At 64.2% G+C, this 23,710-nt stretch carries 25 protein-coding genes; 11 read left to right on the plus strand and 14 right to left on the minus strand.

The features are described from left to right. Positions 1–33 precede the first annotated feature (33 nt). From MAAFP003_RS23335 to MAAFP003_RS23380, 10 genes are all read right to left on the minus strand, one after another. The gene (locus tag MAAFP003_RS23335) at positions 34–1,773 is read right to left on the minus strand and encodes an MCE family protein (protein ID WP_096290045.1); all 1,740 of its coding nucleotides are present in this window, start codon (positions 1,771–1,773) and stop codon (positions 34–36) included. Then, the gene (locus tag MAAFP003_RS23340; RefSeq protein WP_096290046.1) at positions 1,774–3,033 is read right to left on the minus strand and encodes an MCE family protein; all 1,260 of its coding nucleotides are present in this window, start codon (positions 3,031–3,033) and stop codon (positions 1,774–1,776) included. Further along, a complete protein-coding gene (locus MAAFP003_RS23345) occupies positions 3,030–4,448 on the minus strand; it encodes an MCE family protein (protein WP_096290047.1) in 1,419 nt (472 codons plus the stop codon). Before MAAFP003_RS23345 ends, MAAFP003_RS23340 begins: the two co-directional genes overlap by 4 nt. Then, positions 4,445–5,563, minus strand: a complete 1,119-nt coding sequence (locus MAAFP003_RS23350; RefSeq protein ID WP_096290048.1) for an MCE family protein — start codon at positions 5,561–5,563, stop codon at positions 4,445–4,447. Before MAAFP003_RS23350 ends, MAAFP003_RS23345 begins: the two co-directional genes overlap by 4 nt. Then, positions 5,563–6,585, minus strand: coding sequence for an MCE family protein (locus tag MAAFP003_RS23355; protein WP_096290049.1), 1,023 nt, complete (start codon positions 6,583–6,585; stop codon positions 5,563–5,565). Before MAAFP003_RS23355 ends, MAAFP003_RS23350 begins: the two co-directional genes overlap by 1 nt. Beyond that, positions 6,582–7,745: an MCE family protein gene (locus tag MAAFP003_RS23360; RefSeq protein ID WP_243394223.1), complete on the minus strand. Its 1,164-nt coding sequence runs from the start codon at positions 7,743–7,745 to the stop codon at positions 6,582–6,584. Before MAAFP003_RS23360 ends, MAAFP003_RS23355 begins: the two co-directional genes overlap by 4 nt. 123 nt (positions 7,746–7,868) lie before the next feature. Then, positions 7,869–8,714 carry an ABC transporter permease gene (locus MAAFP003_RS23365; RefSeq protein ID WP_096290050.1) on the minus strand — a complete coding sequence of 282 codons (846 nt, stop codon included), beginning with the start codon at positions 8,712–8,714 and terminating at the stop codon, positions 7,869–7,871. Positions 8,715–8,724: 10 nt separating this feature from the next. Further along, complete coding sequence (locus MAAFP003_RS23370) at positions 8,725–9,543, minus strand: MlaE family ABC transporter permease (RefSeq protein ID WP_096290051.1); 819 nt, start codon at positions 9,541–9,543, stop codon at positions 8,725–8,727. A gap of 273 nt (positions 9,544–9,816) precedes the next feature. Beyond that, positions 9,817–11,022, minus strand: coding sequence for a CaiB/BaiF CoA transferase family protein (locus MAAFP003_RS23375; protein ID WP_096290052.1), 1,206 nt, complete (start codon positions 11,020–11,022; stop codon positions 9,817–9,819). Beyond that, positions 11,019–11,204 (minus strand): hypothetical protein, encoded by a 186-nt coding sequence (locus MAAFP003_RS23380; RefSeq protein WP_133160886.1) that lies wholly within the window; start codon positions 11,202–11,204, stop codon positions 11,019–11,021. The genes MAAFP003_RS23375 and MAAFP003_RS23380 overlap by 4 nt, the downstream gene beginning before the upstream one ends. 277 nt (positions 11,205–11,481) lie before the next feature. Here MAAFP003_RS23380 and MAAFP003_RS23385 point away from each other — a divergent pair, with 277 nt between their 5' ends. The 6 genes from MAAFP003_RS23385 to MAAFP003_RS23410 all read left to right on the plus strand — a co-directional run bounded on the left by MAAFP003_RS23385 (position 11,482) and on the right by MAAFP003_RS23410 (position 15,927). Next, positions 11,482–12,183: an SDR family NAD(P)-dependent oxidoreductase gene (locus MAAFP003_RS23385; protein ID WP_096290054.1), complete on the plus strand. Its 702-nt coding sequence runs from the start codon at positions 11,482–11,484 to the stop codon at positions 12,181–12,183. Positions 12,184–12,244: 61 nt separating this feature from the next. Further along, on the plus strand, positions 12,245–12,445 hold the full coding sequence (locus MAAFP003_RS23390) for a ferredoxin (RefSeq protein WP_096290055.1): 201 nt from the start codon (positions 12,245–12,247) through the stop codon (positions 12,443–12,445). A gap of 14 nt (positions 12,446–12,459) precedes the next feature. Further along, the gene (locus tag MAAFP003_RS23395) at positions 12,460–13,824 is read left to right on the plus strand and encodes a cytochrome P450 (RefSeq protein WP_096290056.1); all 1,365 of its coding nucleotides are present in this window, start codon (positions 12,460–12,462) and stop codon (positions 13,822–13,824) included. Between the two features lie 98 nt (positions 13,825–13,922). Next, the gene (locus MAAFP003_RS23400; protein WP_096290057.1) at positions 13,923–14,366 is read left to right on the plus strand and encodes a hypothetical protein; all 444 of its coding nucleotides are present in this window, start codon (positions 13,923–13,925) and stop codon (positions 14,364–14,366) included. 35 nt (positions 14,367–14,401) lie between these two features. Further along, entirely contained in the window at positions 14,402–15,358 is a 957-nt protein-coding gene (locus tag MAAFP003_RS23405; protein ID WP_096290058.1) for a hypothetical protein, read from the plus strand. Continuing rightward, positions 15,355–15,927, plus strand: a complete 573-nt coding sequence (locus MAAFP003_RS23410; protein ID WP_096290059.1) for a hypothetical protein — start codon at positions 15,355–15,357, stop codon at positions 15,925–15,927. The genes MAAFP003_RS23405 and MAAFP003_RS23410 overlap by 4 nt, the downstream gene beginning before the upstream one ends. Positions 15,928–15,972: 45 nt before the next feature. On the opposite strand, the gene MAAFP003_RS23415 is transcribed toward MAAFP003_RS23410, so the two are convergent. The 4 genes from MAAFP003_RS23415 to MAAFP003_RS29735 form a co-directional block, all read right to left on the minus strand. Next, complete coding sequence (locus tag MAAFP003_RS23415; RefSeq protein WP_096290060.1) at positions 15,973–17,145, minus strand: acyl-CoA dehydrogenase family protein; 1,173 nt, start codon at positions 17,143–17,145, stop codon at positions 15,973–15,975. Continuing rightward, positions 17,129–18,127, minus strand: coding sequence for an acyl-CoA dehydrogenase family protein (locus tag MAAFP003_RS23420; RefSeq protein WP_096290061.1), 999 nt, complete (start codon positions 18,125–18,127; stop codon positions 17,129–17,131). Before MAAFP003_RS23420 ends, MAAFP003_RS23415 begins: the two co-directional genes overlap by 17 nt. 208 nt (positions 18,128–18,335) lie before the next feature. Further along, positions 18,336–19,073 (minus strand): alpha/beta fold hydrolase, encoded by a 738-nt coding sequence (locus MAAFP003_RS23425; protein ID WP_096290062.1) that lies wholly within the window; start codon positions 19,071–19,073, stop codon positions 18,336–18,338. Positions 19,074–19,080: 7 nt separating this feature from the next. Further along, on the minus strand, positions 19,081–19,263 hold the full coding sequence (locus MAAFP003_RS29735) for a hypothetical protein (protein ID WP_243394182.1): 183 nt from the start codon (positions 19,261–19,263) through the stop codon (positions 19,081–19,083). Positions 19,264–19,450: 187 nt separating this feature from the next. On the opposite strand from MAAFP003_RS29735, the gene MAAFP003_RS23435 reads away from it, so the two are divergent. The 5 genes from MAAFP003_RS23435 to MAAFP003_RS23455 all read left to right on the plus strand — a co-directional run bounded on the left by MAAFP003_RS23435 (position 19,451) and on the right by MAAFP003_RS23455 (position 23,702). After that, positions 19,451–19,837: a carboxymuconolactone decarboxylase family protein gene (locus tag MAAFP003_RS23435; protein ID WP_096290063.1), complete on the plus strand. Its 387-nt coding sequence runs from the start codon at positions 19,451–19,453 to the stop codon at positions 19,835–19,837. Further along, entirely contained in the window at positions 19,834–20,742 is a 909-nt protein-coding gene (locus MAAFP003_RS23440; RefSeq protein ID WP_279304555.1) for an NAD(P)-dependent oxidoreductase, read from the plus strand. Before MAAFP003_RS23435 ends, MAAFP003_RS23440 begins: the two co-directional genes overlap by 4 nt. 282 nt (positions 20,743–21,024) lie before the next feature. Further along, entirely contained in the window at positions 21,025–22,116 is a 1,092-nt protein-coding gene (locus MAAFP003_RS23445) for an amidohydrolase family protein (protein ID WP_096290064.1), read from the plus strand. Positions 22,117–22,156: 40 nt separating this feature from the next. Then, on the plus strand, positions 22,157–23,302 hold the full coding sequence (locus MAAFP003_RS23450; protein WP_096290065.1) for an amidohydrolase family protein: 1,146 nt from the start codon (positions 22,157–22,159) through the stop codon (positions 23,300–23,302). Between the two features lies 1 nt (position 23,303). Continuing rightward, positions 23,304–23,702 carry a Rieske (2Fe-2S) protein gene (locus MAAFP003_RS23455; protein WP_090606541.1) on the plus strand — a complete coding sequence of 133 codons (399 nt, stop codon included), beginning with the start codon at positions 23,304–23,306 and terminating at the stop codon, positions 23,700–23,702. Positions 23,703–23,710: the final 8 nt, after the last annotated feature.

Below are 23,710 nucleotides of genomic sequence, written 5' to 3' on the forward strand. Positions count from 1 at the left end.
TTCGCCTCCCAGCCCGGGCCACCTCGGGTGGCGTCAGGTGGGAAGCATGTCCTTCCAGGTCTTGGGCGCTTTCGCGGGCGCGAGATCCGACTGCTCGTACAACTTTCCGTCCGGACCGACATAACGACCAGTGCGCGGATCGTACTTTGCCACCACGATCGACGGCGCGGGCTTAGATCCGTTGGCTCCGAACGCACTTGGCGCGGCCTGCGGCTGTGGACCGTCGCCCTGATCCGGTGGCGCGGGGGCCGCGGGTGGTGCCGGTGCCGGCGGCGGTGCTGCCGGAAGCTCGCCCGGTGCGGGAACATCGAGTGGCGCGAAAGTCGGAAGGTCCGCCGACATCGGCGATATGGGTCTCAGCGTTGGCCCCGACGACGGCACCGGAGGTACTGCCGCTCCTACCGTTCCCGACGGTGGATTTTCTCCCCGCGGGCCTGCGGGTGTGCCGCGCGGCACCGCTCCCGGCGGCAGCGGCGTCCCCTGCACCGGGGCGAAAATTCTGCTGTCGCCGGTGATCCGGTCGTCGGGCGGCACACCCTGGGACAGCAGATTCGGATCCAGCGGGTAGGGGCCGAGCGTGTGCTGGCGCATCGCCAGCGGCATGAAAGGCTTGTCGCTGTTGCAGATTTCGACGGTGGGCGCGCGCTTACCCGGGTGACCCATGCAGGGATAGTTGCGCGCGCCGCGGACCGCCATCGGCGAATCCTGCGGAAGCTTGCAATACAAACCGTCCGGGGTGTCGATGTCGCTGAGGTCGTCCGGGGATCGCCAGGTGTTGGGTGGCATGAAGCCGACCGTGCAGATAGGCGGATCGTCGATCGTTAGGGCGAAGTCACCCATGGCTTTACCGTCGGGATGGTTTTCGCCCTGAGCGGCCTGTTCGATAGCAACCGCCGACGGCAGCAATACCAGCAGCTGCTCGATCGAAGGATGGTAGGTGACGCCGATCTGCCCGATGGTGGTCAGGTTGGCAAGCAACACCGGCAGAGTCGGTTTGATTTGGTCGAGGAGCGCGGACGCTTCGTTCGCGGCATCTGGACCGTTTCGCAGGATGGTGCGGAAGTGGGAATCGTTGTTCGCCAACACATCCGAGATTCCTGCGAAGCTACGTGCCCACGTCCTGATCGAATCGGTGGTCTGCTCCTGCGTATCCAAGAGCGGCCCAGTGTCTTCGGTGAGTGCCTTGGTGCGATCGACGACGCTGTTGGAGTCGCGGGACAGTGTCTCCGACGAATCGATCAGTGAGCCCAGGTCGTAACCCGAACCGTTGAAACCCTGAAAGGTCTCGTCGAGCAACTGGCCGAGTTTGGTCTTCGGGATGCTGCCGACCAAGGCATTGAGCTGCTCGAGCATCGGGCCGACCGCTTGCGGAATCGTCGTGTCGCGCGCGGCGATCACCGAGCCGTCATGCAGGTACGGCGGCGAATCGGTTTTCGGCCGTAGGTCCACGTACTGCTCACCCACCGCGGAGACGCTGAGCACCTCCGCCGTCAGGTCCGCGGGGACCTTGGGTGAAGTGTTAAGGGACAGCGTCGCTTTCGCACCGGTCGGCGTCAAACCCACCGAAGTGACCTTGCCGAGCTGAACCCCGCGGTAGGTCACATTCGAAAACTGATACAGGCCGCCGGTGGCCGGCAGCTCCAGCGTCACCGTCATCCGGCCGATGCCCAGCAGGGTCGGCGCTTGGATGTAGAACAGGACCATCGCGATCACGCCGAGCGTCCCGACGATCGTGAAGATCCACAGCTGGAGCCGAACGAAGCGCGTCAGCATCTATCCGCCACCTCCCGTCGGCGCCGGGCCGGGCAGCGGCGGCGTTTGACCAAGACTCGCATCGGGCGTCTGTGCCGGCGCCGGCCCGGGCAGGGGACCGAACCCCGGCGGCGGCGCGGGCAGCGGCAGCGCATTGGGATCGATCCACGGCGGCCGCACGGGGTCGTGCAACGGATCGAGGGTGTAGTTCATCCGATACGGATCCCCGGGCTCCGGTGGGACCGGCATGTCCAGCTGGCCCCAGTGCGTCCCCAACAGCAAGCCCTTCTTGAGCCGCGGAATCGACAGGTCGAGGTCGACGTGCAGGTTGAAGTAGTCGCCGCGGACGGCGCGGTCGACGAAGTTCTGGGTGAACGGGAACACGAAACCGGCCGCGATCGCCATGCCGAACTCGGGTCCGACGTCGGCGAGCGCTTTGATCGCCGGCTCCAGGTTTTTGAGGTTCTTCACCAGATCGTCCTGTGCGTCGTTGACCAACCGGGACGCCGTGTTGCTGAACGCCCGCAGGTGATCCAACGCCTCCGTCAGCCGCGGGCGCTCCTTGATCAACACATCAAGGGCGGGCGGAATCTTATGCAGCGCCTCGGTCAACACGTCGCGCTGCGCGGCGAAGGTGCCCGACAGCCGGTTCAGTGCCTGAATCGACTCAACGATGTTGTCGCGCTGCTGATCCAGCGTCCCGACAAACGTGTCCAGACGCGTCAGCAGATCACGCGCCGCACCTTCGTGCCCGGACAGGGCGGCCGAGAAGTTGTGAATGACCTCCCCGATCTGCCCCAGGCCGCCGCCGTTGACCACCGCGCCCAGCGACGACAACGTCTGCTCGGTCGACGGATACGCGGTCGAGCGGCTCAACGGAATCGTGGCGCCGGGCTGCAGCCGTCCGCTTCCCTGCTGGCCCAGCGGCGTATTGAGCTCCACATGCATCGAACCCAGCAGGCTGGTCTGCCCCACGGTGGCCACCACATTGGCCGGGACCACCACATCGCGTTTGACCGAGATCTCGACGTCGGCATGCCAACCCTGCACCCGCATCTCACCGACACTGCCGACGACCACGTCGTCGACCATCACCGGCGAATTCGATTCCATCGTGCCAACATTCGGCAGTTCGACGTGGTAGATGTTGGCGCCCGGCCCACGCCCGACCGCACCGGGCAGCGGCAACGAATTCAGGCCATGGAAGGCACATCCCGACACCGACAACGCCACACAACTACCGACGACGAGCGCCCGTCGCACCGCAATCCGCGCGATCATGGTTGTGGCCCTTCGGGTGGCAGCAGCATGTCCGACAGATTCGACGCCGGTGGTGGCGGCGGGGGCATCGGCGTCGACGGCGGGGGCGGCAGCGGCATCGCCGCACCCGGTATCCGCTCCGGTGGCACCGCTCCCGGCGGTCCCACCGGATCACCCGGTAGGCCGGTGTAGGCCGACACCGCGGGCGGGATCTCGGGCGGTCCGGGTTTCGGGCCCTCGCCGCCGGGCGCCAGGCGCGGTTCGGTGTAGAGAATCTTGGACGGGTCCATGGACTTCTGCAGAATGAAGTTGATCGGCAGTGGCGAGTTGTTGAAGTTCAGCAGTCGCAATCCCGGACCGAGGAACAGGGCGCACAGCTTGCCCGATTCGACAGCGGTGACGTTCTCGATAGCGCCGATCTGGTCGCAGCCCGGAGCCGACAGCAGCAGCTGTCCTCCCCAGGTGGGATTCGCGAAGTTCATCAATCCGAACCCGCCGACGATGGTTCCGGTGTCGGCGTTGTAGTCGTTGAAGAAGTTGCCGAGCGAATTCGGCGCGCCGTGCAAAATGTTCTCCAGGGCCATGTGGTGATCAACCAGGTTCTGTGTGACGTCGGCCAGCCTGGCAATCTGCTCGCTGGTCTGGTTGCGGGTCCCGGCGATGAATCGCTGCACCTCACCGACCGCGGTCGACAGATCTGTCAGCGCCGCATCCAGGTCGGATTTGCTGTCGTTGACCACGCTGGTGAGCGTGGCCAGGCGATTGTTGAACTGCACGATCTGGATGTTGCTGTCCCGCAACGCACCGACAAAGGTCTGCAGGTTCTTGATGATGTCGACGATGTTGCCGCTGCCGTTGGCGAGGATCCGGGCGACCCCGGACAACTGACCGAGCGTCTGCCGCAGCTTGTCGCCGTTACCGTCGAGCGCGTTGGCGGCGCTGTCGATGAAACGGCCCACCGAGGTGCCCGAGACGCCGCTCTTGGGTCCCAAATCCGTTGCCAGCCTCATCAACTGGGTCTTGACCTCGTCCCACTCGACCGGTACCGCTGTCCGGTCGACCGGTATCACCGCGCCATCGGACATGACCGGCCCGCGATCGCGATAGGCCGGGGTGAGCTGGACGTAGCGGGAGGCCACCAGGTTCGGGGCGACGATGACCGCCTTCGCGTCCGCCGGAATGGACACGCCGCGATCGACCTTCAGCGTCATCTTCGCCTGGGTGCCCTGCGGCGTAATCGATTCGATGTTACCGACTTTCACACCCGATACCCGAACCTCGTCGTGGGGGTAGATCGCGGTGGCGGTGGTGAAATAGGCGGTGATCGTCTTCTGCCCGAAGAACACACTACGGACGAGCACAGCGGCGCCGGCAACGATCAGCACGACCAGGGCGACCGCCGCGATGGTCACCAGTCTTTTGCGCGGGATGGTCATTGCGATCCACCGACCCGTCCGCCCAAGGTGCAGCCGGGGCACATCGGAATTGCGTTGTACGGGAACGGAACCAGCGACCGAGGTACCGGCGAGGGGAAGCCGGGACCGCGAGAGGTGTCGAAGGTGCGGAAGCCCCAGAGGTAGTCGAAGAACGGTTGGAAGATCTGCGGCGCAAGGAAGTTCGGGACGAACGCCGAGTAGGCGTACATGCTGGCGATGCCTTCACCGACCGTGATCTGGAATTTCGCTAAGCCCGGCAGCGCTTTGCCGATGTTGTCGCGGTTCTTCTCCAGCATCGCGAGCACCCTGTTCAGCCTCTCGAGGGTCGGCGCCAGGGTCGCTTCATTGTCGTGCACCAACGCCGTCAGCTGCTTGGCCACCACCGACGTGTTGGCCAGCAGGTCCACGATCTCCTGTCGGCGCGCCACCAAGACTTGCAGCAACGAGTCGGAGTTGAGGATGAGCTTGTTGACCTGCTGGCTGCGTTCGGAAAGAACGTTGGTGACTTCGGCGGCACTCTTGAACAGGTCGCTCAGGTTCTTGTTGCGACTGTTCAGGGTGCGCGATAGCCGCGTGAGTGCGTCGAAGGCCGGCCCCATCTGGGGTGCGAGCTGGTCGAGTGTCGCCGACAACGTGTCCAGCGACTGATTGAGCGCGGTGGTGTTAGTTCCCGCGGTGTCCGAAGTCAGGTCGCTGACCGCTTCAGTCAACGAATAAGGAGAGGACGTGCGCGAGACGGGAATGACTGTCAGCGGGTGCATCGTGCCGCTGCCGGCGGACTCCAATGTCAGCATTCGCTCGCCCAGCAGCGAGCCGGTGCGGATATGCGCGGTGGTCTCCGACCCGAGCAGGACGTCGCCCTTCGTCGTGAAGGTCACCAGAGCGTCGCCGTGCTGCAGCGAAACATCGGACACCGTGCCGACTTTCATCCCCGACACGATGACCGGGTTGCCCACCGCAATGCCGCCGGCTTCGGAAAACAGCGCCTGGTAGCGGACCATCGTGGCCCATGAAATGAACCGGTCGGGCGACAGGCCCACCAGGATCACCAGCACCGCTAACACGACGCCGATGAATCCGGCCTTTACCCGGCCACCTCCGCGATACTTCAGCATTAGGGTTCCGTGCACCTTCCTGCTTCAGACCTAAAGACGTTGGCGTGCACCGTTTTGCCCTGAAGATCCGTCCCGCGCAGTTCTAACTGGCACAGGTAGTACGGGATGGTAGCGCCGGCTACGCCGAGTCGGACCAGCTTGCGGTAGTTGTTCGGCGCCTTCTGGATCGCGGCGTCGAGGCGGTCCTTGTCGCCATCGAGTATCGGAGCCAGCCGATTCAACTCCGCGATGGTGCCCGAAAGCGGCGGCCGCGCGCTGGACAGCAGACTGGCCAGTGAGGCGGTTCCCCTGTCCAGGGCGTCAATGGCGGATCCGATGGTGTTGCGGTCATCCGACAGCCCACTGATCAGCTGCTCGAGGCGATCGACCGCGCCAGAGAACTGTTTGCCGTCCTTGGAGACCGTGCTGACCACGACGTTGAGGTTGTCGATCAGCTGCTGCACGGTTTGATCGTTGTCCGCCAAGGCGTTTGAGAACGATGTCGTCTTGGCGAACAGCGACTCGAGGGTAGCGCCTTGGCCCTGGAAAACCTGCAACAGCGCTGAGGTCAGCGCGTTCACGTCGCGCGCATTCAGGCCTTGGGTCACGGGTTTCAGTCCGCCCAGCAGCAGATCGAGGTCAAGCGCCGGCTGGGTGCGGTTGACGGGAATCTGACCACCGGCGGCCAGCAGCTTGGGCGAGCCGGGACCGTCGATGAGCTCGAGGTAGCGATCGCCCACCAGGTTGAGGTAACGGACCGCCGCCCGGGTGCCCTCGGTGAGGGCGATGTTGCGGTCGGCGTCGAACTTCACCACAACTTTCTTGTCCGGTTGCAGCGAAACGCTATTGACCGTGCCCACCCGGATCCCGGCAACCCGCACCGACTGCCCCGGCTTGAGCCGCGAGACGTCGGTGAACACCGCGGAATACTCGCTCGTCGAACCGGTCCGGTACTGACCGAAGATGAAGAACAGGAAAGCGGTCAGGATCGACATCACGACCGCGAAGATCCCGAACCTGATCAGCGTGGGGCGCATTCTCATCCGGGTTGTCCGATCTGAGCCGGGTTGCGGGGTGGACCGGCGATCGGCCCGTACAACAGCTGTTTGAGCAGGTCGGAGTTGAGCAGCGTCTGCTGGTTTCCGTACCCGACGGGGTTGGCGCCGGTATCGGCGATCAGCTGCGGCGGGTTCGTGTTGAACGGCAGCTTCGGCAGACCCACGCACTGCGGGCCGCCCGTCGCCGCAACCTTCGGCAGGTTCGTCGGATACCGATAACGCTCGGCGCCCAACGTCAGACTTGCCGAGATGTTGATGCTCGGCTCCGACAACGGCGCACCGTGCCCAATCTGGATGAGCCCAGCGAAACTACAGGTGAGCGCTTCGTGATACTCGTTGAGCAGATCGGTGGTCGGTACCAGCAGATGCATCACATCCGTCAGCGGCTGGCGGTTCTGACTCAACACGTCGTTGCCGATGTCGGCCAGGCCAATCGCGCTGATCAGCAGCGCATCCAGGTTGCGCTGCTCCTCGACAATCGTCTTGCTGATCCGGTTGGTGTTGGACACGGTCCGCACCAGGTCCGGTGCGGCGTCGGCATAGGCGTTGGACACCGCCGGCAAGACCGCGAAGTCATGGCGGAACGCGGGAAGGCTCGGCTCCAGCCTCGCCAGAAATGAATCCAAATCGCTCAGGGCCTGGCCGAGCTTTGCGCCCCGGCCACTGAATGCTTGGGCCAGCGCACCCAGTGATTCGTTGAGCTTCGGCGGGTCGATCTGGGACAGCACCGACACCAATTGCTGGAACACTGTGTTGATTTCGACCATGACGTGCTGGCCCTGCAACGTCTGGCCACTGTGTAGCCGCTGCGTCGAAGGTTGAGCAGGTTCCACCAGCAGGACGGACTTGGCGCCGAACACCGTTGACGACGCGATGTCGACCAGCACATTGCTCGGAATGAAGTGCAACTGCGACGGATCCATCGCCAAGTGAATAGCTGCTTGGCCGTTGGGCAGCGATTCGATCGAGGCGACCTTGCCCACCTGCACACCGCGCATCTTGACCTTGGCGTCCGGATTCATGACCAGGCCGGCGCGTTGCGAAATCACGGTCACCGGTACGGATTCGGTAAAGGAGCCCCGGAACAGACCCACCGCGAAGGCGAAGATGACGGCGACGACGACCACGGTGGCCAGGCCCGCCAGCGGACGCGCGTAGGACTGGGCACCGAAGTGACGCCCAGGCGACGCGGCGACGGGAGACGCGCTACTGGCCGCTTCAGACCGGTCTATGGGACCGGGTCCGAATGTGTCTGTCACGTCTGCCTCCTAACCGGACAGGTTGAAGTTGCCGTTCGTACCGTAAATAGACAGTGAGACCAGCAGCGTTACCGAGACCACGACGATGAGCGAGGTGCGTACAGCGTTACCGGTCGCGTTGCCGACACCGGCCGGTCCCCCCGAAGCGAAATAGCCGTAGTAGGTGTGGATCAGCAGGATGGTGAGCGCCATCAGGATGGCCTGCAGGAACGACCACAACAGGTCGATCGGGTTCAGGAACGTGTTGAAGTAGTGCTGGTACAAACCCTGCGACTGTCCGAGCAAGAACGTCGTGGTGAACTGACTGGCCACGAACGACAGGATCACGGCGACGCTGTACAGCGGCGTGATCGCCATCATGCCCGCCATGATCCGGGTGCTCACCAGATAGGCGATCGGCCGAATGGCCATGGCCTCCAACGCATCGATTTCTTCGTTGATCCGCATGGCACCCAGCTGCGCGGTCACCCCGGCACCGAAGGTGGCCGCGAGACCGATGCCGGCGACCACCGGTGCGGCGATGCGCACATTGATGAATGCGGACAGAAAGCCGGTCAGTGCCTCGATGCCGATATTGCCGAGCGACGTATACCCCTGAATGGCCAGCGTGCCGCCCGCCGCCAGCGTCAGGAAGCCGACGATCACGACGGTCCCGCCGATCATCGCCAAAGTGCCCGCGCCCATGCTGATCTCGGCAATCAGTCGGATGACTTCGCGCCGGTAGTGGGTGGCCGCGAACGGCACCCCGGCGAGCGCCTTCCCGTAAAACAGGGTGTGATCGCCGACCCGGCTCAGCGAGGCGACCGGCTTCTCGAATTGGCGGGCCAATCGCGGATATGCAGCCCTCAGTGCCATCGGCGGGCCCCTACTTCGCCGTCATCTTGATGCCGATCGCGGTGACAACCACGTTGACGACGAACAGGGACATGAAGGCATAGACCACCGTTTCGTTCACCGCGTTGCCAACGGCCTTCGCGCCACCGCCGGTGATCGACAGACCCCGGTAGCAGGCGACCAGGCCGGCGATGAGGCCGAAAAGGGCTGCCTTGACGCATGAGATGACCACCTCGGGTACGCCGGTGAGCAACGTGATACCCGCGGCGAAGGCGCCGGGATTGACGTCCTGCACGAATACCGAAAACACGTAGCCGCCAAGGACGCCGATGATGACCACGAGGCTGTTGAGCAGAAACGCCACCAACCCCGACGCCAGCATGCGCGGGGTGACCAAACGCTGAATCGGGTTGATGCCCAGCACTTCCATCGCGTCGATTTCTTCGCGAATTGTTCGCGACCCCAGGTCCGCACACATTGCCGTGGCACCCGCGCCCGCCACGATCAACACCGTGACCAACGGACCGAGCTGAGTGACAGCGCCGAACGCCGCACCCGCACCGGAGAGATCCGCCGCCCCGAGTTCACGCAACAGGATGTTCAGCGTGAAGCTGACGAGGACGGTAAACGGGATCGCGACCAGCAAGGTCGGAGCCAGCGCCACCCGCGCGACAAACCACGACTGCTCCAAGAACTCCCGCCACTGGAAGGGCCGGCGGAACGCGAACTTCACGGCGTCGGCCGACATCGCGAACAACGCGCCGACCGCCTGCATGGGACCCGATAAGTCCCACTTGAGTTTCAGCGCAGGCAATCCCGTTGACCAGTGGTCAGCGCCCTTGGTCGCCATCCGCGTCAGTCCCTTCCCGCGCTACGAGACCGACAGTCTTGTTGTTGCGCAACGACTAAGGTAAGTTCGGTTGAACGGCAACGTCGAAATGCCCACCAGGGGGCGACATCCCGACCTCGAGCGCCGGCGAGACAGGCGTAACCTGCACTCACGCCAGTCCTCCGATCCGTCGCATGAGAAAGCGTCCGGTCATTGTGACTCATGCCACGCCCGCGCGGAGCAAAAAACGCATAACCGTTATCGAACGTGCAAACATTTCAGTCAGCTCCACTCTCAGGTAACCGCGCCGGCGGTTTTGAGTTCGATGATGCGGTCCCAGTCGAGTCCCAATTCCTGCAGTATTTCGTCGGTTTGCTCGGCGAATCCGGGGGCGGGCCCGGTATGCGGTGCGGTGAGATCGAACTGGACCGGGTTGGCGACCAATTCGAGTTCGCCTGCCCGGACAACATATTCGTTGGCCCGGATCTGGGTGTCATCGACTGCCTGCAGCGTGTCTTGCACCGGCGCCCATGGCCCGGCCAACGTGGCAAAGCGTTCGCTCCACTCGGCAAGCGTGCGGGTCGCGATCACCTTGGTCAAGATCTCCACTGCTTCTGCCGTATTCGCGGTGATCTGCTCGATGGTGGCAAACCTTGGATCATCGGCCAGCTCAGGCAGGTCAACATGCCGGCACACATCGGCCCAGAATTTCGTCGGCTGCATCATCACGAAAGAGATGTAGCGGCCATCCGATGTCGTGTACAGGCCCACCAACGGGTTGTTGGGTGCGCCGTGCACACCGGGCGGCGGCGCTTCCAGTCGTTGGTTCAAGTGCTTGGTCAACGCGACGGTGTGACCCATCGACCACAGCCCGCTGCCCAGCAGCGACACGTCGACGACGGACGGTTCGCCGGTGCGCTCGCGCTTGAGCAATGCGGCCGCAATGCCTCCGGCGAGGTTCGTCCCAGAGATTGTGTCGCCGTAGGCGGGTCCCGGCGGCGCGATCATGCCGGGCATCCCCGTCGGGGTGATGGTGGCTGCCGTTCCGGCCCGGCACCAGAAGGCGGTCATGTCGTAGCCGCCCTTGGTCGCCTCTTCACCGCGTGGTCCGAGCGCGCTGCCGCGCGCGTAGATGATCGACGGGTTCACGGCGCGGATGTCGTCGACGTCGATGCCGAACTTCTGCCGGGCACCGGGCAGGAAGCTCGTCAAGAACACGTCCGAGCGGCGGGCCAATTCGTAGAGGACTTCCTTGCCCTCGGGCACCGACATGTCGAGTCCGATGCTGCGCTTGCCGCGGTTCGCGTGCTCGATGTTGGGATTCGGATCGCCTTCGACCCGCAGCATGCCGGTCTGCCGAAGTCCGCGCTGCGGATCGCCCGTCACCGCGTGCTCGACCTTGACTACGTCCGCGCCCCATTCGGCCAGCACCGCACCCGCCGACGGGACGAACCCGTACATCGCGACTTCGAGAACCCGAATGCCTTCTAACGGCCTCATCGATCGCCTCCCAGCACAGCACCGGCGAAGGTCTTGCGTTCCAAGAACTCTTCGGGCCCGGCCGCAGTGATCGAGGCGAATGCCTGGTCGCCCGCGACGGGCCGGCCATCGATCAACAGTCGGCGGGATACCTCTGAGCTTGTCGTATCCACGACGTCCGACACTGTGACCTGCACTGGCATTCGGCTCCTCTGTGGTGGCCATCACGAAAATTTCATTCTCGTCTCGGGCGAATCTTACATTCGAGTCTCGAGAATTCAAGAAAGTCATAGGAATGGGACAAGGTCACTGACCAGCGCTGCAAGGCAGCGAGGGGAAGCGCATAACCAGCCTCAGCCCAGGCTGTGGCAGGTTTCCCCGGCGTGTTGCACGCCAGTTCTCTACGAGAGTAGGGTTCTCATAATTGCGAAGGAGATTCTTTGTGACTGAGATGGCCGCATTGAGCCCAGGGGCCGGCGCGTGAAGACCGCAGTGGTCACCGGTGGCGGATCCGGGATCGGGCTGGCGGTGGCTCATCAGCTGCGTGCCGACGGTCTAGACGTCGCAACCATCGATCTGAAGCCGTCGGACGCCGAGCTGTCGTTCACCGCCGACGTGACCGATCGATCCCAGGTGGATGCCGCACTGGCGGCGATCCGCGCGCAATTGGGCCCGGTCGCCGTTCTGGTCAACGCCGCGGGGCTGGATGGTTTCAAGCGCTTCAGCAACATCACGTTCGAGGACTGGCAACGCGTGGTCGACGTGAATCTGCACGGGGTCTTCCACATGACTCAGGCGGTGCTGCCCGACATGGTCGAGGCGGGTTGGGGACGGATCGTCAACATCTCGTCGTCGAGTACACATTCCGGCGCTCCTTACATGTCGCACTATGTCGCGGCCAAGTCGGCGGTCAACGGGCTCACCAAGTCGCTGGCTCTCGAGTACGGCCCCAGCGGAATCACGGTCAACGCGGTGCCGCCCGGCTTCATCGACACCCCGATGCTGCGCAGCGCCGAGCAACGCGGCTACCTCGGGGACATCGACGAAACCATCGCCCGGACCCCGGTGCGCCGGATCGGCAAGCCCGAAGACATCGCGGCCGCCTGCGCGTTCCTGATATCCGAGGAAGCCGGCTACATCACCGGTCAGATACTGGGCGTCAACGGTGGTCGAAACACCTGAGTCACGTCGTCATCCGGACTACCGTAACGCCAGCCCCATCGCAGCCCCAGGAGGAGACATCGTGAAGGTCTGGGTTGATTCACAACGCTGCCAGGGTCACACCCTGTGCGCGATGATTGCGCCGGATTCATTCGTGCTCAGCGACATTGACGGCAGTTCATCGGCGGTCAACGACGTGGTGCCCCCCGACCAGGAGGACCTGGTGCGCGAGGCGGCGCACTCGTGCCCGGAGCAGGCGATCATGATCACGGACGAAACCTAAAGGGAGACAGCATCTTGAGCGTCGACGATGTCGAGAGCGACGGCGAACAGAACAAGCCGACGTACCACTTTGACCGAAACGCCCCGGAGTACCGGTCACAGTTCAAACAGATCACCGAGGAGATGCACGCCAAGTGCCCGATGGCGTGGACGGAGACCTACGGAGGGCACTGGGTCGCGGCCGGCAGCCACGAAGTCTTCGAACTCGCCCGTTGCCCAGCGGTCTCCAACGACCACGACATCCATAACGAACGCCGGGGCTACAAGGGCATCTCCATCCCGACGGCGAGCCGTGTTGCCGCGGTGCGCGGGGGCATTCTCGAGATGGACGAGCCCGACCACCGTACGTACCGCAACGTATTGAACCCCTACCTGTCGCCGGCCGCGGTCAAGCGCTGGGAACCCTTCATCCACGACATCACTCGCGCGTGCCTCGACGAGAAAATCGAAACGGGCAGCATCGATTTCGTCGACGACCTGGCGAACGTCGTGCCTGCCGTGCTGACGTTGGCGATGCTGGGCATTCCGCTGAAGAAGTGGAACCTGTACAGCGAGCCGGTGCACGCGGCGGTCTACACCCCGGAACACTCCCCCGACATCGAGAAGGTCACCGCGATGCACCGGGAAATGGGACTCGACATGGTCAACAGCATGCTCGAGATCCGCGAAAATCCGCGGCCCGGCATCGTCAACGGGCTGCTGCAGTTGCGGATCGACGGTGAGCCCGCCCCGGATCTCGAGATCCTCGGCAATCTCGGCCTGGTCATCGGTGGGGGCTTCGACACCACGACGGCGCTGACCGCCCACACGCTGGAATGGCTTTCGGAGAACCCCGCCGAGCGCGAGCGGCTGTCCAAGAACCGTGACGCCCTCCTGGACTCCGCAACCGAGGAGTTTCTGCGCTACTTCACCCCGGCCGCCGGTGACGGCAGGACCTTCGCCGACGACGTCGAACTTGACGGCAATCATTTCAAAGAGGGTGAACGGCTATGGATTTCGTGGGCCATGGCCAATCGCGACCCCGCACTGTTCGCCGACCCCGACGAGATCGTCCTTGACCGTAAAGGCAATCGACACTTCAGTTTTGGCCTCGGTTTGCACCGATGCAAAGGGTCCAACGTGGCGCGTACGGTATTCAAGTCCATGCTGACGGCGGTTCTCGACCGGATGCCCGACTATCGATGCGATCCCGAAGGCACCGTGCACTACGAGACCATCGGCGTGATCCAGGGCATGCGGAAGCTTCCGGCGACCTTTACCCCAGGCTCCAAGATCGGCGCAGGCCTGGACGAAACGCTGGAAAAGCTGCAGCGCATCTGCGACGAGCAACAACTGGCGCTGCCGGTCACCGAGCGTACGGACGTTGCCGTCATCGACTAGCAGACCTGGGCGCACCCGCCGTTGACTGCCGCGGTTTTTCCGAGTAGGCCTTTTCAGCATGACCGCGCCTTATATTTGAGGCCAGTGCGTGTGCACAGATGGGAGACCCTCCGGTGAAGACTTTCGCAGCGAGCCTTGCGCTCGCCACGGCCGCACTGACCGTCACGCCGGCCGCCCACGCGGACATGATCATTGGCAACTACCGAGTGGACACACCCCGGGAAACCGGTCACCTCTGGGTCTGGGCCCTCGCGACATGCACTCCTAAAGCGCCGGGATGTCTGACCATTCAGGCGGTTCCGCAACCCAACGGGCAAGCGGCACCGTGGAAGTCAGACGCTCACCTGTCCAACGGCCGCTACACCATGACCGTTGACGTGCCCGACGGTGTTCGCTGCGTGGTGCAGTTCTTCCCGTCGCATGACGTTTACTCATGGGACGCGGTGACGCTTACGGGTGAGGTCGTCTCCACATTCAACACGGGCTGTAACGGCGCGCCCGGGGGCAGCAACCCCTATCCGTTCACGCTCGTGCGATGGTAGCCGCGTGAGACGTTCATCAACCGGGAGCAAGCACTTTGGCTGAGGCGAAGAAACCGCCGCAAGACGCCACATCGAAAGCCGACACCATGGCGTTGATCGCGGAAGCGGAGGCCGAAGCCGCCGAAGCCGAAGCGCTGGCCGCCGCGGCGCGTGCCCGCGCCCGGGCCGCCCGGCTCCGCCGCGAATTGCGGGACGTCGAGGCCGGGACCGCCGAAACCGCCGAAGAAGCCGCGGACGCCGACGAGGACGCGGCCGACTCTGACGAGGCGAAGGTCGAGGACGCCGACGCCGACACCGTCACCGTCACCGAGACCGACGAATCTGACACCGCCGTAACCGGCGCCGACGAAGCGCAGACCGACAAGGAGGAAGCCGACTCCGACGACATCGAATCCGGCGACTCGGACGTAACCGACGCGACGGAGACCGAGCAAGAAGCCTCCGACGAAACGCCCGGAGACGCGGAGTCCGAGTTCGAGTCGGCCGACTCCCGGCGGCGCCTGCGGTGGCTATCGCTGTCGGTGGCGTGGAAAGCGGCCGTCATTCTGCTCATCTGCGTTTTCGTCGGGGCGAGCGGATACATGGTGTGGCAGCATCATGAAAGCACCGAGCGCAACCAGCGCATCGCGAACTTCGTTGCCGGGGCCAGACAAGGTGTCGTCAACATGACTTCCCTGGACTTCAATCGGGCCAAGGAAGACGTCCAGCGGGTGATCGACAGCTCGACCGGTCAGTTCAGGGACGATTTCCAGCAGCGCTCAAAAGATTTCACGACCGTCGTTGAGCAGTCCAAAGTGGTCACTCAAGGAACCGTGAATGCGGCGGCCGTCCAATCCATCGACGGGAATTCCGCGTTGGTACTCGTCGCCGCGACATCGCGGATCACCAACGCCGCGGGCGCCAAAGACGAACCACGAAGGTGGCGCCTGCGGGTGACCGTCACAGAAGACGGCGGGCAATACAAGATGTCCAAACTGGAGTTCATCCCATGAGCAAGGACGAGGACAGCGTCGACGCTGCCGACGACTCTTCGGACCAACCCAAACAGGGCGGACGTAGCGAGCCGCGCACGCGTCACAGGGTGAAAGTCGTTCCCGCCGTTCTGATCTTGCTCCTGCTGCTATCCGGCGGCGGGGCGACATGGCTGTACTTCAAGCAGTACCGGCCCGACAAACAAACCGACGCCGGCGTCGCGAGCGCGGTCGTGAGTTCGGCATCCGACGGAACGGTCGCGTTGCTGTCCTACTCACCGGACACACTCGACAAAGACTTCGCCGCGGCCAAGTCTCACCTGTCCGGGGACTTCCTGTCGTACTACAACCAGTTCACCGAACAGATCGTTGCTCCGGCGGCCAAACAGAAATCACTGAAAACCAACGCCCGGGTGTTGGGGGCCGCGGTTCAGGAGTTGCATCCCGATTCGGCCGTCGTGCTGGTGCTGGTTGATCAGAGCACCACGAGTAAGGACAATCCCGACCCGGCGATGTCTTCCAGCAGTGTGCTGGTGAGTTTGACCCGGGTCAACGGCAACTGGCTGATCACCAAGTTCGACCCGGTCTAGAACACCCTTGAATGCCGTTGCGATTAACGACAACTCGCGCGCGGCTCAGCGCGGTAGGCCGAGCACGCGCTGGGCGATGATGTTGCGCTGGATCTCGGAGGTACCGCCGGCGATGGTGCCGGAAAAGCTTCGCGCATAGCGCTCGAACCAGCTGGCGAAATAGTGGTCGAGGTTCATGTGTGCATACGGCCCGGTCAACGCCGGGTGCACGAGCCCGTCGGATCCCGCGGACGTCAACGCTAGCTCCATGCCACGCAACTCAGCCTCGGACCCGAGCAGCTTGAGCACCGAGATCGCGGCCACGTCGTCTTCCCCGCGCGCCGCGCGGGCCAACGCCACCGAGCCCAATAGGCGCAGTGCCTGTTTGTCCATGATCGTGGACGCGTACTGGTCGCGCTCGACCTCGGTGCTCGGGTGGAAGTCGTCGATCATGTTGTCGAGCCGATCCGCGAAACCCAGCCACATCATCGTGCGCTCGTGCCCGAGCGACCCGTTGGCCACCTTCCATCCCTGGTCGATCTCGCCGACCAGATTCTCCGCGGGCACCCGCACGTCGGTGAAGAACACCTCGTTGAAATCCAGATCGTCGATGCCGCAGATCGACGGGAACGGCCGCCGCACCAGACCCGGGGTGTCGGTCGGGATGATCAGCACGCTGATTCCCTTGTGCTTCGGCACATCTGGATTGGTACGAACAAACGTCAACAGGACGTCGGCATCGTGAGCACCCGAGGTCCACACCTTCTGCCCGTTGACCACGAAGTGGTCGCCGTCGAGCACCGCGCGAGTACGCAACGACGCGAGATCGGAGCCCGCGCTGGGCTCGCTCATGCCGAGCGATGCGGTGATCTCGCCCCGCAGGATCGGCACCGCCCAGCGCCGCTTCTGTTCGTCACTGCCGAACGACAACAGCGACGCCCCAACGATATTCACACCCTGCGGGTTGAAGCTGTGGTAGATCCGGCGGCGGCTGAGTTCCTCCAGGTAGACGAACTGCTGAATGACGCTCGCATTGCGCCCACCGAATTCAGGGGGCTGGCTGGGCAGCAACCAGCCGTTGTCGAACAGCAGCCGCTGCCAGTCGCGTGCCCACTGCGGCATGTGCGAGACCGACCGTGGCCGCTCGAGCGTTTCGCTTGCGGGAGGCAGATTTTCGTCGAGGAACGCCGAGAACTGCGCGCGGAACTCCTCAACCTCGGAATCAAAAGTCAGCTGCACGGTATTCCTCCGCGATCCGAGCCCGGTGCTCGGCGGCGCCGCCGAGCATCAGTTCGCCCGCTTTGGCCCGTTTCAGCGCGAATTGCAGGTCGTTCTCCCAGGTGAAACCCATGGCGCCGTGCAGCTGCAACCCGTGCCGGAATACCAACGACTGGCACTCCCCCGCCGAGGCCTTGGCCATCGCGGCCGCCAGCCGGCGGCGCGGATCGTCGGTCGCGATCGTCAGCGCGGCGAAATAGGCAAGTGCGCGAGCACGTTCCACCGCGACGTGCATGTCGGCAGCCTTGTGCTGCACGGCCTGGAAGGAGCCGATCGGCGCGCCGAATTGCTGACGGCTTTTGACGTGCTCGAGCACCAGGTCGAGGATGCGTTGACAGGCGCCGACCATCGTGATGGCCATGCCGGTCAGCGCCAGATGATGAGCGCGTTCCGCGTCGACGGTCAGCCGCTCGATGTCGGGCACCCGGACCTCGGCGAACGACAGGTCGGCGACGTGCAGCACCGGGTCGAACACCGAGACGCGCCGGGCCGAGACCTGACTGGCGGCGACGAGAAAGACCCCCGCGTCGGTCACGACCGCCAGCCGGTCCGCGCGATCGCCGTCCAGGACATGGCGTGCGGTGCCGTCCAGCACCCACCCTTGCGCGTCGCGGTGCGCCACCACCCCGCCACACACCGCGGTGCCTGACTGGTGGGGATCGAAGCGGTCCGCGACGAGCGGCGCGAACTGACTCATCGTCGCCAGAAACGGCGTGGGATCGGTTGCGCGGCCTAGTTCTTCGAGCACGATGGCCAGCTCCACGGCGCTGTCCGATTCGTTCAGCTCGGTCCAGCCTTGGTCGACATACGCCTTCCACAGGGGGCTGGGGTCTACGCCGTCCTCGGCCACGCTGCGCACCAGCGAGGGCGGGCACTGCTTTGCGACGGCGTCGCGCACCGTGTCCTGCCACAGTCGCTGATCAGCATCGAACTCCAACAGCATCGGGGCCGCCTCCTGTCGTCACGCCGTTGCGAGAATAACATTCTCCCTTGTGGAAGTAATAATCTCGATTTCGGCGTATGACGTCACGTTGCAGCCGCGGCCGCCTGCCAGACGCTGACGACGCCGAATGTGCACTGACTGCGGAAAATGCGGGCCGAGATCTCGCAGTGAGTGCACGTTCGGCAACGAGGCGTAGGTAGCGGCAGGCTCACCGATGGGCCCGGCATCGATCCGCCAGCGTGGCGGCCAGCCAGCGCGGACGAGAGAACATCACGTCGTGGCAGGCGTCGACGCAGAGCATCGTGTCGACACCGCCGAGGGATTCGATCGCACCCAGTTGCTGGCGCTCTGACAACGCTCGATCGGCCAGCGTCATGATCCATGTCCGCGACACCTCGCCGGGCAGGTCGCTGCGGTCGGCCGGTTCGAAGATGACGTTGGGCGATTCCAGGCACAGGCGCGACAAGGTCAGCGCGCGCTGCTCGCGAGTCATCCCGTTACAGAACGCGAAAAGCGCTAGCGCCCTTGGCATTGGGACTGATCGGCGAATCCGCCCGGCCGATCGCGCCAACGGGGCCAGCGGCCCGCGCAGCGCGTCCACCACCGACGATCCCTGCGGTGGCACGAACGCGGCCAACAGGATCATCTCCCGTACGCGCGCAGCCCCGAGCCTGGCCACGATGCCAGGCACCGTCAGCCCGCCCATCGAATGCCCCACGATCACAACTTCGTTGAAGCCGGCGTCGTCGATATCGGCGACCGCGGAGTTCACCCAGTCGGTGATCGTGACACTCGTCAGATCTGCCGGCCTGCCACCGCGGCCGGGTAGATCGACGGCCAGCACCGGCAATTCCGGTGTCTTCCTGGCCAATTCGGCAACGGTGAGTTGCCAGCAATCAGCGGCATGGGCGCCCCCATGCACCAGTACCAGCCCGGGCCAGGCCATCGCGAGTTCAGTCGCGACGCAGGATGCCGAGCAGGAACAGGTCTACGGCGTGCTGCAAATGGCGCTCCTCTAGCCGCGTGGGTAGGTGTTCGACCACCGCGATGAAGTGGGCGGCAGCAGGCTCGAGAGAGTACGCGCTGACCGCGAACTCCGGGAATCGCGCCGACTCGTTCATGGCGATCGCGTGCACGCTGGTGCCGTCATATCCGTACTGGACGAAAGTCGCGACGGCCGCGGTGCGCAGCTTTTGTTGCAGCTTCTCGGCTTCGGCTTGCGTCGGGCGTCCGCCGGGTCGTGGTGACCACGGAAATATACATTAGCGTGTAGATAACCGTCGGGACGACGAACCGAGAAAGTCTCTAAGGGAGAGAAGATCATTGGATCGCGAAACATACCAACGGGGACTTGAGGTTCGGTCCGCGGTGCTGGGCGAGGAATACGTCAACCGGGCACTCGCCGACGCCGACGAATTCTCGAAGCCGCTGCAAGATCTCGTCACCGAATACTGCTGGGGTGAAATCTGGGGCCGAGACGGGTTGCCCCGCAAGACACGCAGCATGCTCAACCTGGCGATGATCCCAATCCTCAACCGGCCGAACGAATTACGAACTCACATCAAGGGTGCGCTGACCAATGGCGTGACCCGCGAAGAGATTTGCGAGATCTTCCTGCAAGTGGCCATCTATGCGGGCGTTCCGGCCGCGGTCGACAGCTTTCGCATCGCGCGCGAAGTGTTCGCCAAGCTAGACGAGGACCGGTCGTGACCGAAATCGGCTTTATCGGGTTGGGCAACATGGGTTTTCCGATGGCGCACCGCCTCATCGGCGACGGTCACGACGTGATCGCCTTCGACACGAGCAGCGCGACACTCGACCGCATCGTCTCACTCGGTGCCCGTGCCGCCTCGTCGCCCAAGGATGTCGCCGACCGTGTGGAAACGGTGCTGGCCAGCCTCCCGTCGCCGGCGGTGTCGCTGCAAGTCGCCACTGGGGCCGCGGGCGTGATCGCGGGCTCCCGGGTCAAGCGCTACGTCGACCTGTCGACGGTGGGCAGCCGCACCTCGGTGCAGATCCATGACCTGCAGGCCGGGCGGGGCATCGCCGCTCTGGACAGCCCGGTCAGTGGTGGTGTCGGCGGCGCCGAAAAAGGAACACTCGCCCTGATGGCTTCCGGCCCGCGCAGCGAATTCGAGGTCGTCCGGCCCATCCTCGAGGCGCTCGGCCGCCCGTTCTACATCGGGGAGAAGCCGGGGTCGGCGCAGACGATGAAGCTCGCCAACAACATCCTGGCGGCCAACGTATTGGTCGCCACATCAGAGGTCGTCGTGATGGGCGTCAAGGCCGGTCTCGACCCGGCCGTGATGATCGAGGTCCTCAATGCGGGCTCGGGCGCGACGAGCGCCAGCCGGGACAAGTTTCCGCGTGCGATATTGCCGCGCACCTTCGACTACGGCTTTGCCACCGGCCTGATGGTCAAGGACGTGCGGCTCTATCTCGACGAGGCGAAGGCATTGGGCGTGCCTGTCGACGTCGCCGAGACCATCTGCCGGCTCTGGGAAGGGGCCGCACTCGACCAGGGCGCAGACTCGGATTTCACGGCGGTCATCAAGCCGTTCGAGAACGCCGCCGGTGTCACCGTCGGTCGCGCCGACGATGGCCGGACGGCGTGACACTGTTTACCGACTCTGTAACGGCCGCGTAGCGGGCGTAGCGGCGGCGGGGCAATCTTGCCGACTCCAACGCCACCTTCCAATGAGTGCCGAGAATGGTATTATCCGCATCGAAGAACCACGATTGCTCTGATAGTGGAAATACCAGCTACTACCAGGGCATATCGTTAACCGAGACGCTTACCGGAAATGCATTGATCGACAGCCTATGAGAATGTTAGATTATCTATCTTATGGTCAGGTTTGGCTCACTTTGGCTACCGGAACCGAAGGGTGGCTGTCGTGATCGAACACGCTGACGGCACCAGCACACCGCTCATCGACGCGAGCGTGCACATCTTCTTCCCGTCCAACAAGGCGCTGCGCAAGACCCTGCGGGAGCCGTTCAAAAGCCGCGGGTTCCCCGACTACGAGATGGACTGGTATGGCGCCCCGGGCGGCGAGTACGTACCCGACGCCGAGGGCCCGGACGGTCAATACCCCGGTTCGGATCCAGAATTCGTTGGCAACGAGCTGTTTTCGAAGCGCGGCGTCGACGTCGCGGTCCTGCACCCGATGGCGCGCGGCATCATGCCGGACCGCCACCTGGGCAGCGCGCTGCACGCCGCGCACAACGAGATGATGGTGACCAACTGGCTGGAGAACAGCCAGTACGGCGAGCGGTTTCGCGGCACCGTCCGGGTCAACCCCGACGATATCGCCGGCGCGCTTCGCGAGATCGAGAAATGGCGCGGGCACCCACGCGTGGTCCAGATCGGCGTTCCCCTGCAATCCCGCGAGGTCTACGGCAAGCCGCAGTTCTGGCCCCTGTGGGAGGCCGCGGTCGACGCCGGCCTGCCCGTTGCCGCGCACATCGAGGTCGGCTCGGGCATAGCCTTTCCGCCGACGCCGTCCGGGAACACCCGCACCTACGAGCAGTACGTCAGCTTCATGGCGCTGAACTACCTCTATCACCTGATGAACATGATCGCCGAGGGCGTGTTCGAGCGCTTCGACGGCCTCAAGTTCGTCTGGGGCGACGGTGCCGCGGACTTCATCACGCCTTTCATCTGGCGGATGGACACGTTCGGCCGGCCGCACCTCGAGCAAACCCCGTGGGCGCCGCGGATCCCCAGCGATTACCTGCCCGGCCACGTCTATTTCGTGCAGGGCAGCCTCGACGGACCCGGTGACACCGAGTTCGCCGGTCAATGGTTCAGCTTCACCGGCAAGGACGACATGGTGATGTTCGGCTCGAGTTACCCGCACTGGCAATGCGGCGATGTCAAGAAGCTGCCCGTCGCGCTGTCCGCCGAACAGCGCGACAAGCTGTGCTGGCGAAACGCAGCGCAGCTCTACGGCATAGACATCCCCGCCGGCGTAGGCGCACAGTAGAAGTTGAAGCGGGCAGACCTAAAAGGGCTAGGAGACCCAGATGACGTTGACCCATTCGCAGGAGCGGGTTCCCGCTACCGAGCGCATAGCCGTGCGATGCGTCGATTCGGATGTCCACCCGGCGCCCAAGCGCGGCGAGCTGGTGCCGTACATCCCCGAGCCCTGGCGCAGCAAGTACTTCCTCACCCGCACCGTGGGTGAGCAGATCTACTACGACGCCCCCGACTACGCCCACTCCTACGCGATGCGCGTGGACGCCTTCCCTCCCAACGGTGAATTCCCCTGCAGCGACCCGGACATGGCGTTCCGCCAGCTGATCATGGAGGCCGGCTCCGACATCGCGATCCTGGAGCCCGCCGCCTACCCGGCGCGGCTGCCCGAAGCGCAGCACGCGATGTCGGCCGCGCTGAACGACTGGCAGGCCAATCACTGGCTGGACAGCCACAACAACTGGCACGAGCGGTGGCGCGGTTCGATTTGCTGCGCCATCGAGGAGCCCGAAGAGTCCGCGCGCGAGATCGAGAAGTGGGCCGGACACCCGTTCATGGCGCAGATCCTGATCAAGGCCGAGCCGCGGCCGTCCTGGGGCCACCCGAAGTACGACCCGATCTGGGCAGCCGCCACCAAGCACGACATCACCGTGAGTTGCCACCTGTCGCGCAGCCAGTTCGACGAATTGCCGATCCCGCCGGTCGGATTCCCCAGCTACAACCACGATTTCATGGTGACCTACTCGCTGCTGGCCGCTAACCAGGTGATGAGCCTGATCTTCGACGGCGTCTTCGACCGGTTCCCGAAGCTGCGGGTCGTCTTCGTCGAGCACGCGTTCACCTGGATCCTGCCGCTGATGTGGCGGATGGACGCGATCTACGAGGCGCGCAAGTCGTGGGTGGACATCAAGCGTAAGCCGTCGGAGTACGTCAAGGACCACATCAAGTTCACCACCCAGCCGCTGGACTACCCGGAAGACAAGACCGAGCTGACCCGTGCGCTGGAATGGATGGAGTGCGAGAAGATCCTGCTGTTCTCGTCGGACTACCCGCACTGGACGTTCGATGACCCGCGCTGGTTGGTCAAGCATCTGCCCAAGCACGCCCGCGACGCGATCATGTACAAGAACGGCATCGCGACCTATCACCTGCCGGAGACTGTTCCGGTGCTCGAGGGTCAGGTCCGGGTGCTCTGAATTGTCAGAAGAAACGAAACGGCCTGAGCCACGCCTCGCCCAGGGCCGCGAGCACGTCGTCGCCACCGTAGACGAGATTCCGCCGGGCAAGCACAAGCTGGTACCGATCGGGCGTCACGGTGTCGGTGTCTACAACGTCAACGGCACCTTCTACGCGATCGCGAATTACTGCCCGCACGAAGGCGGTCCGCTGTGTTCGGGACGTGCCCGGGGACGCACGATCGTCGACGAATCCGTGCCGGGCGACGCCGTGATGGTGCGCGACCTGGAGTTCATCTACTGCCCGTGGCACCAATGGGGTTTCGAGCTGGCGACCGGCACCACCGCGGTCAAGCCGGAGTGGAGTATTCGCACCTACCCGGTGCGGGTCGTCGGCAACGACGTTCTGGTTCAGGCCTAACTACAGGA

The organism is Mycobacterium ahvazicum, from assembly GCF_900176255.2.
GTDB classification, from domain to species: Bacteria; Actinomycetota; Actinomycetes; order Mycobacteriales; family Mycobacteriaceae; genus Mycobacterium; species Mycobacterium ahvazicum.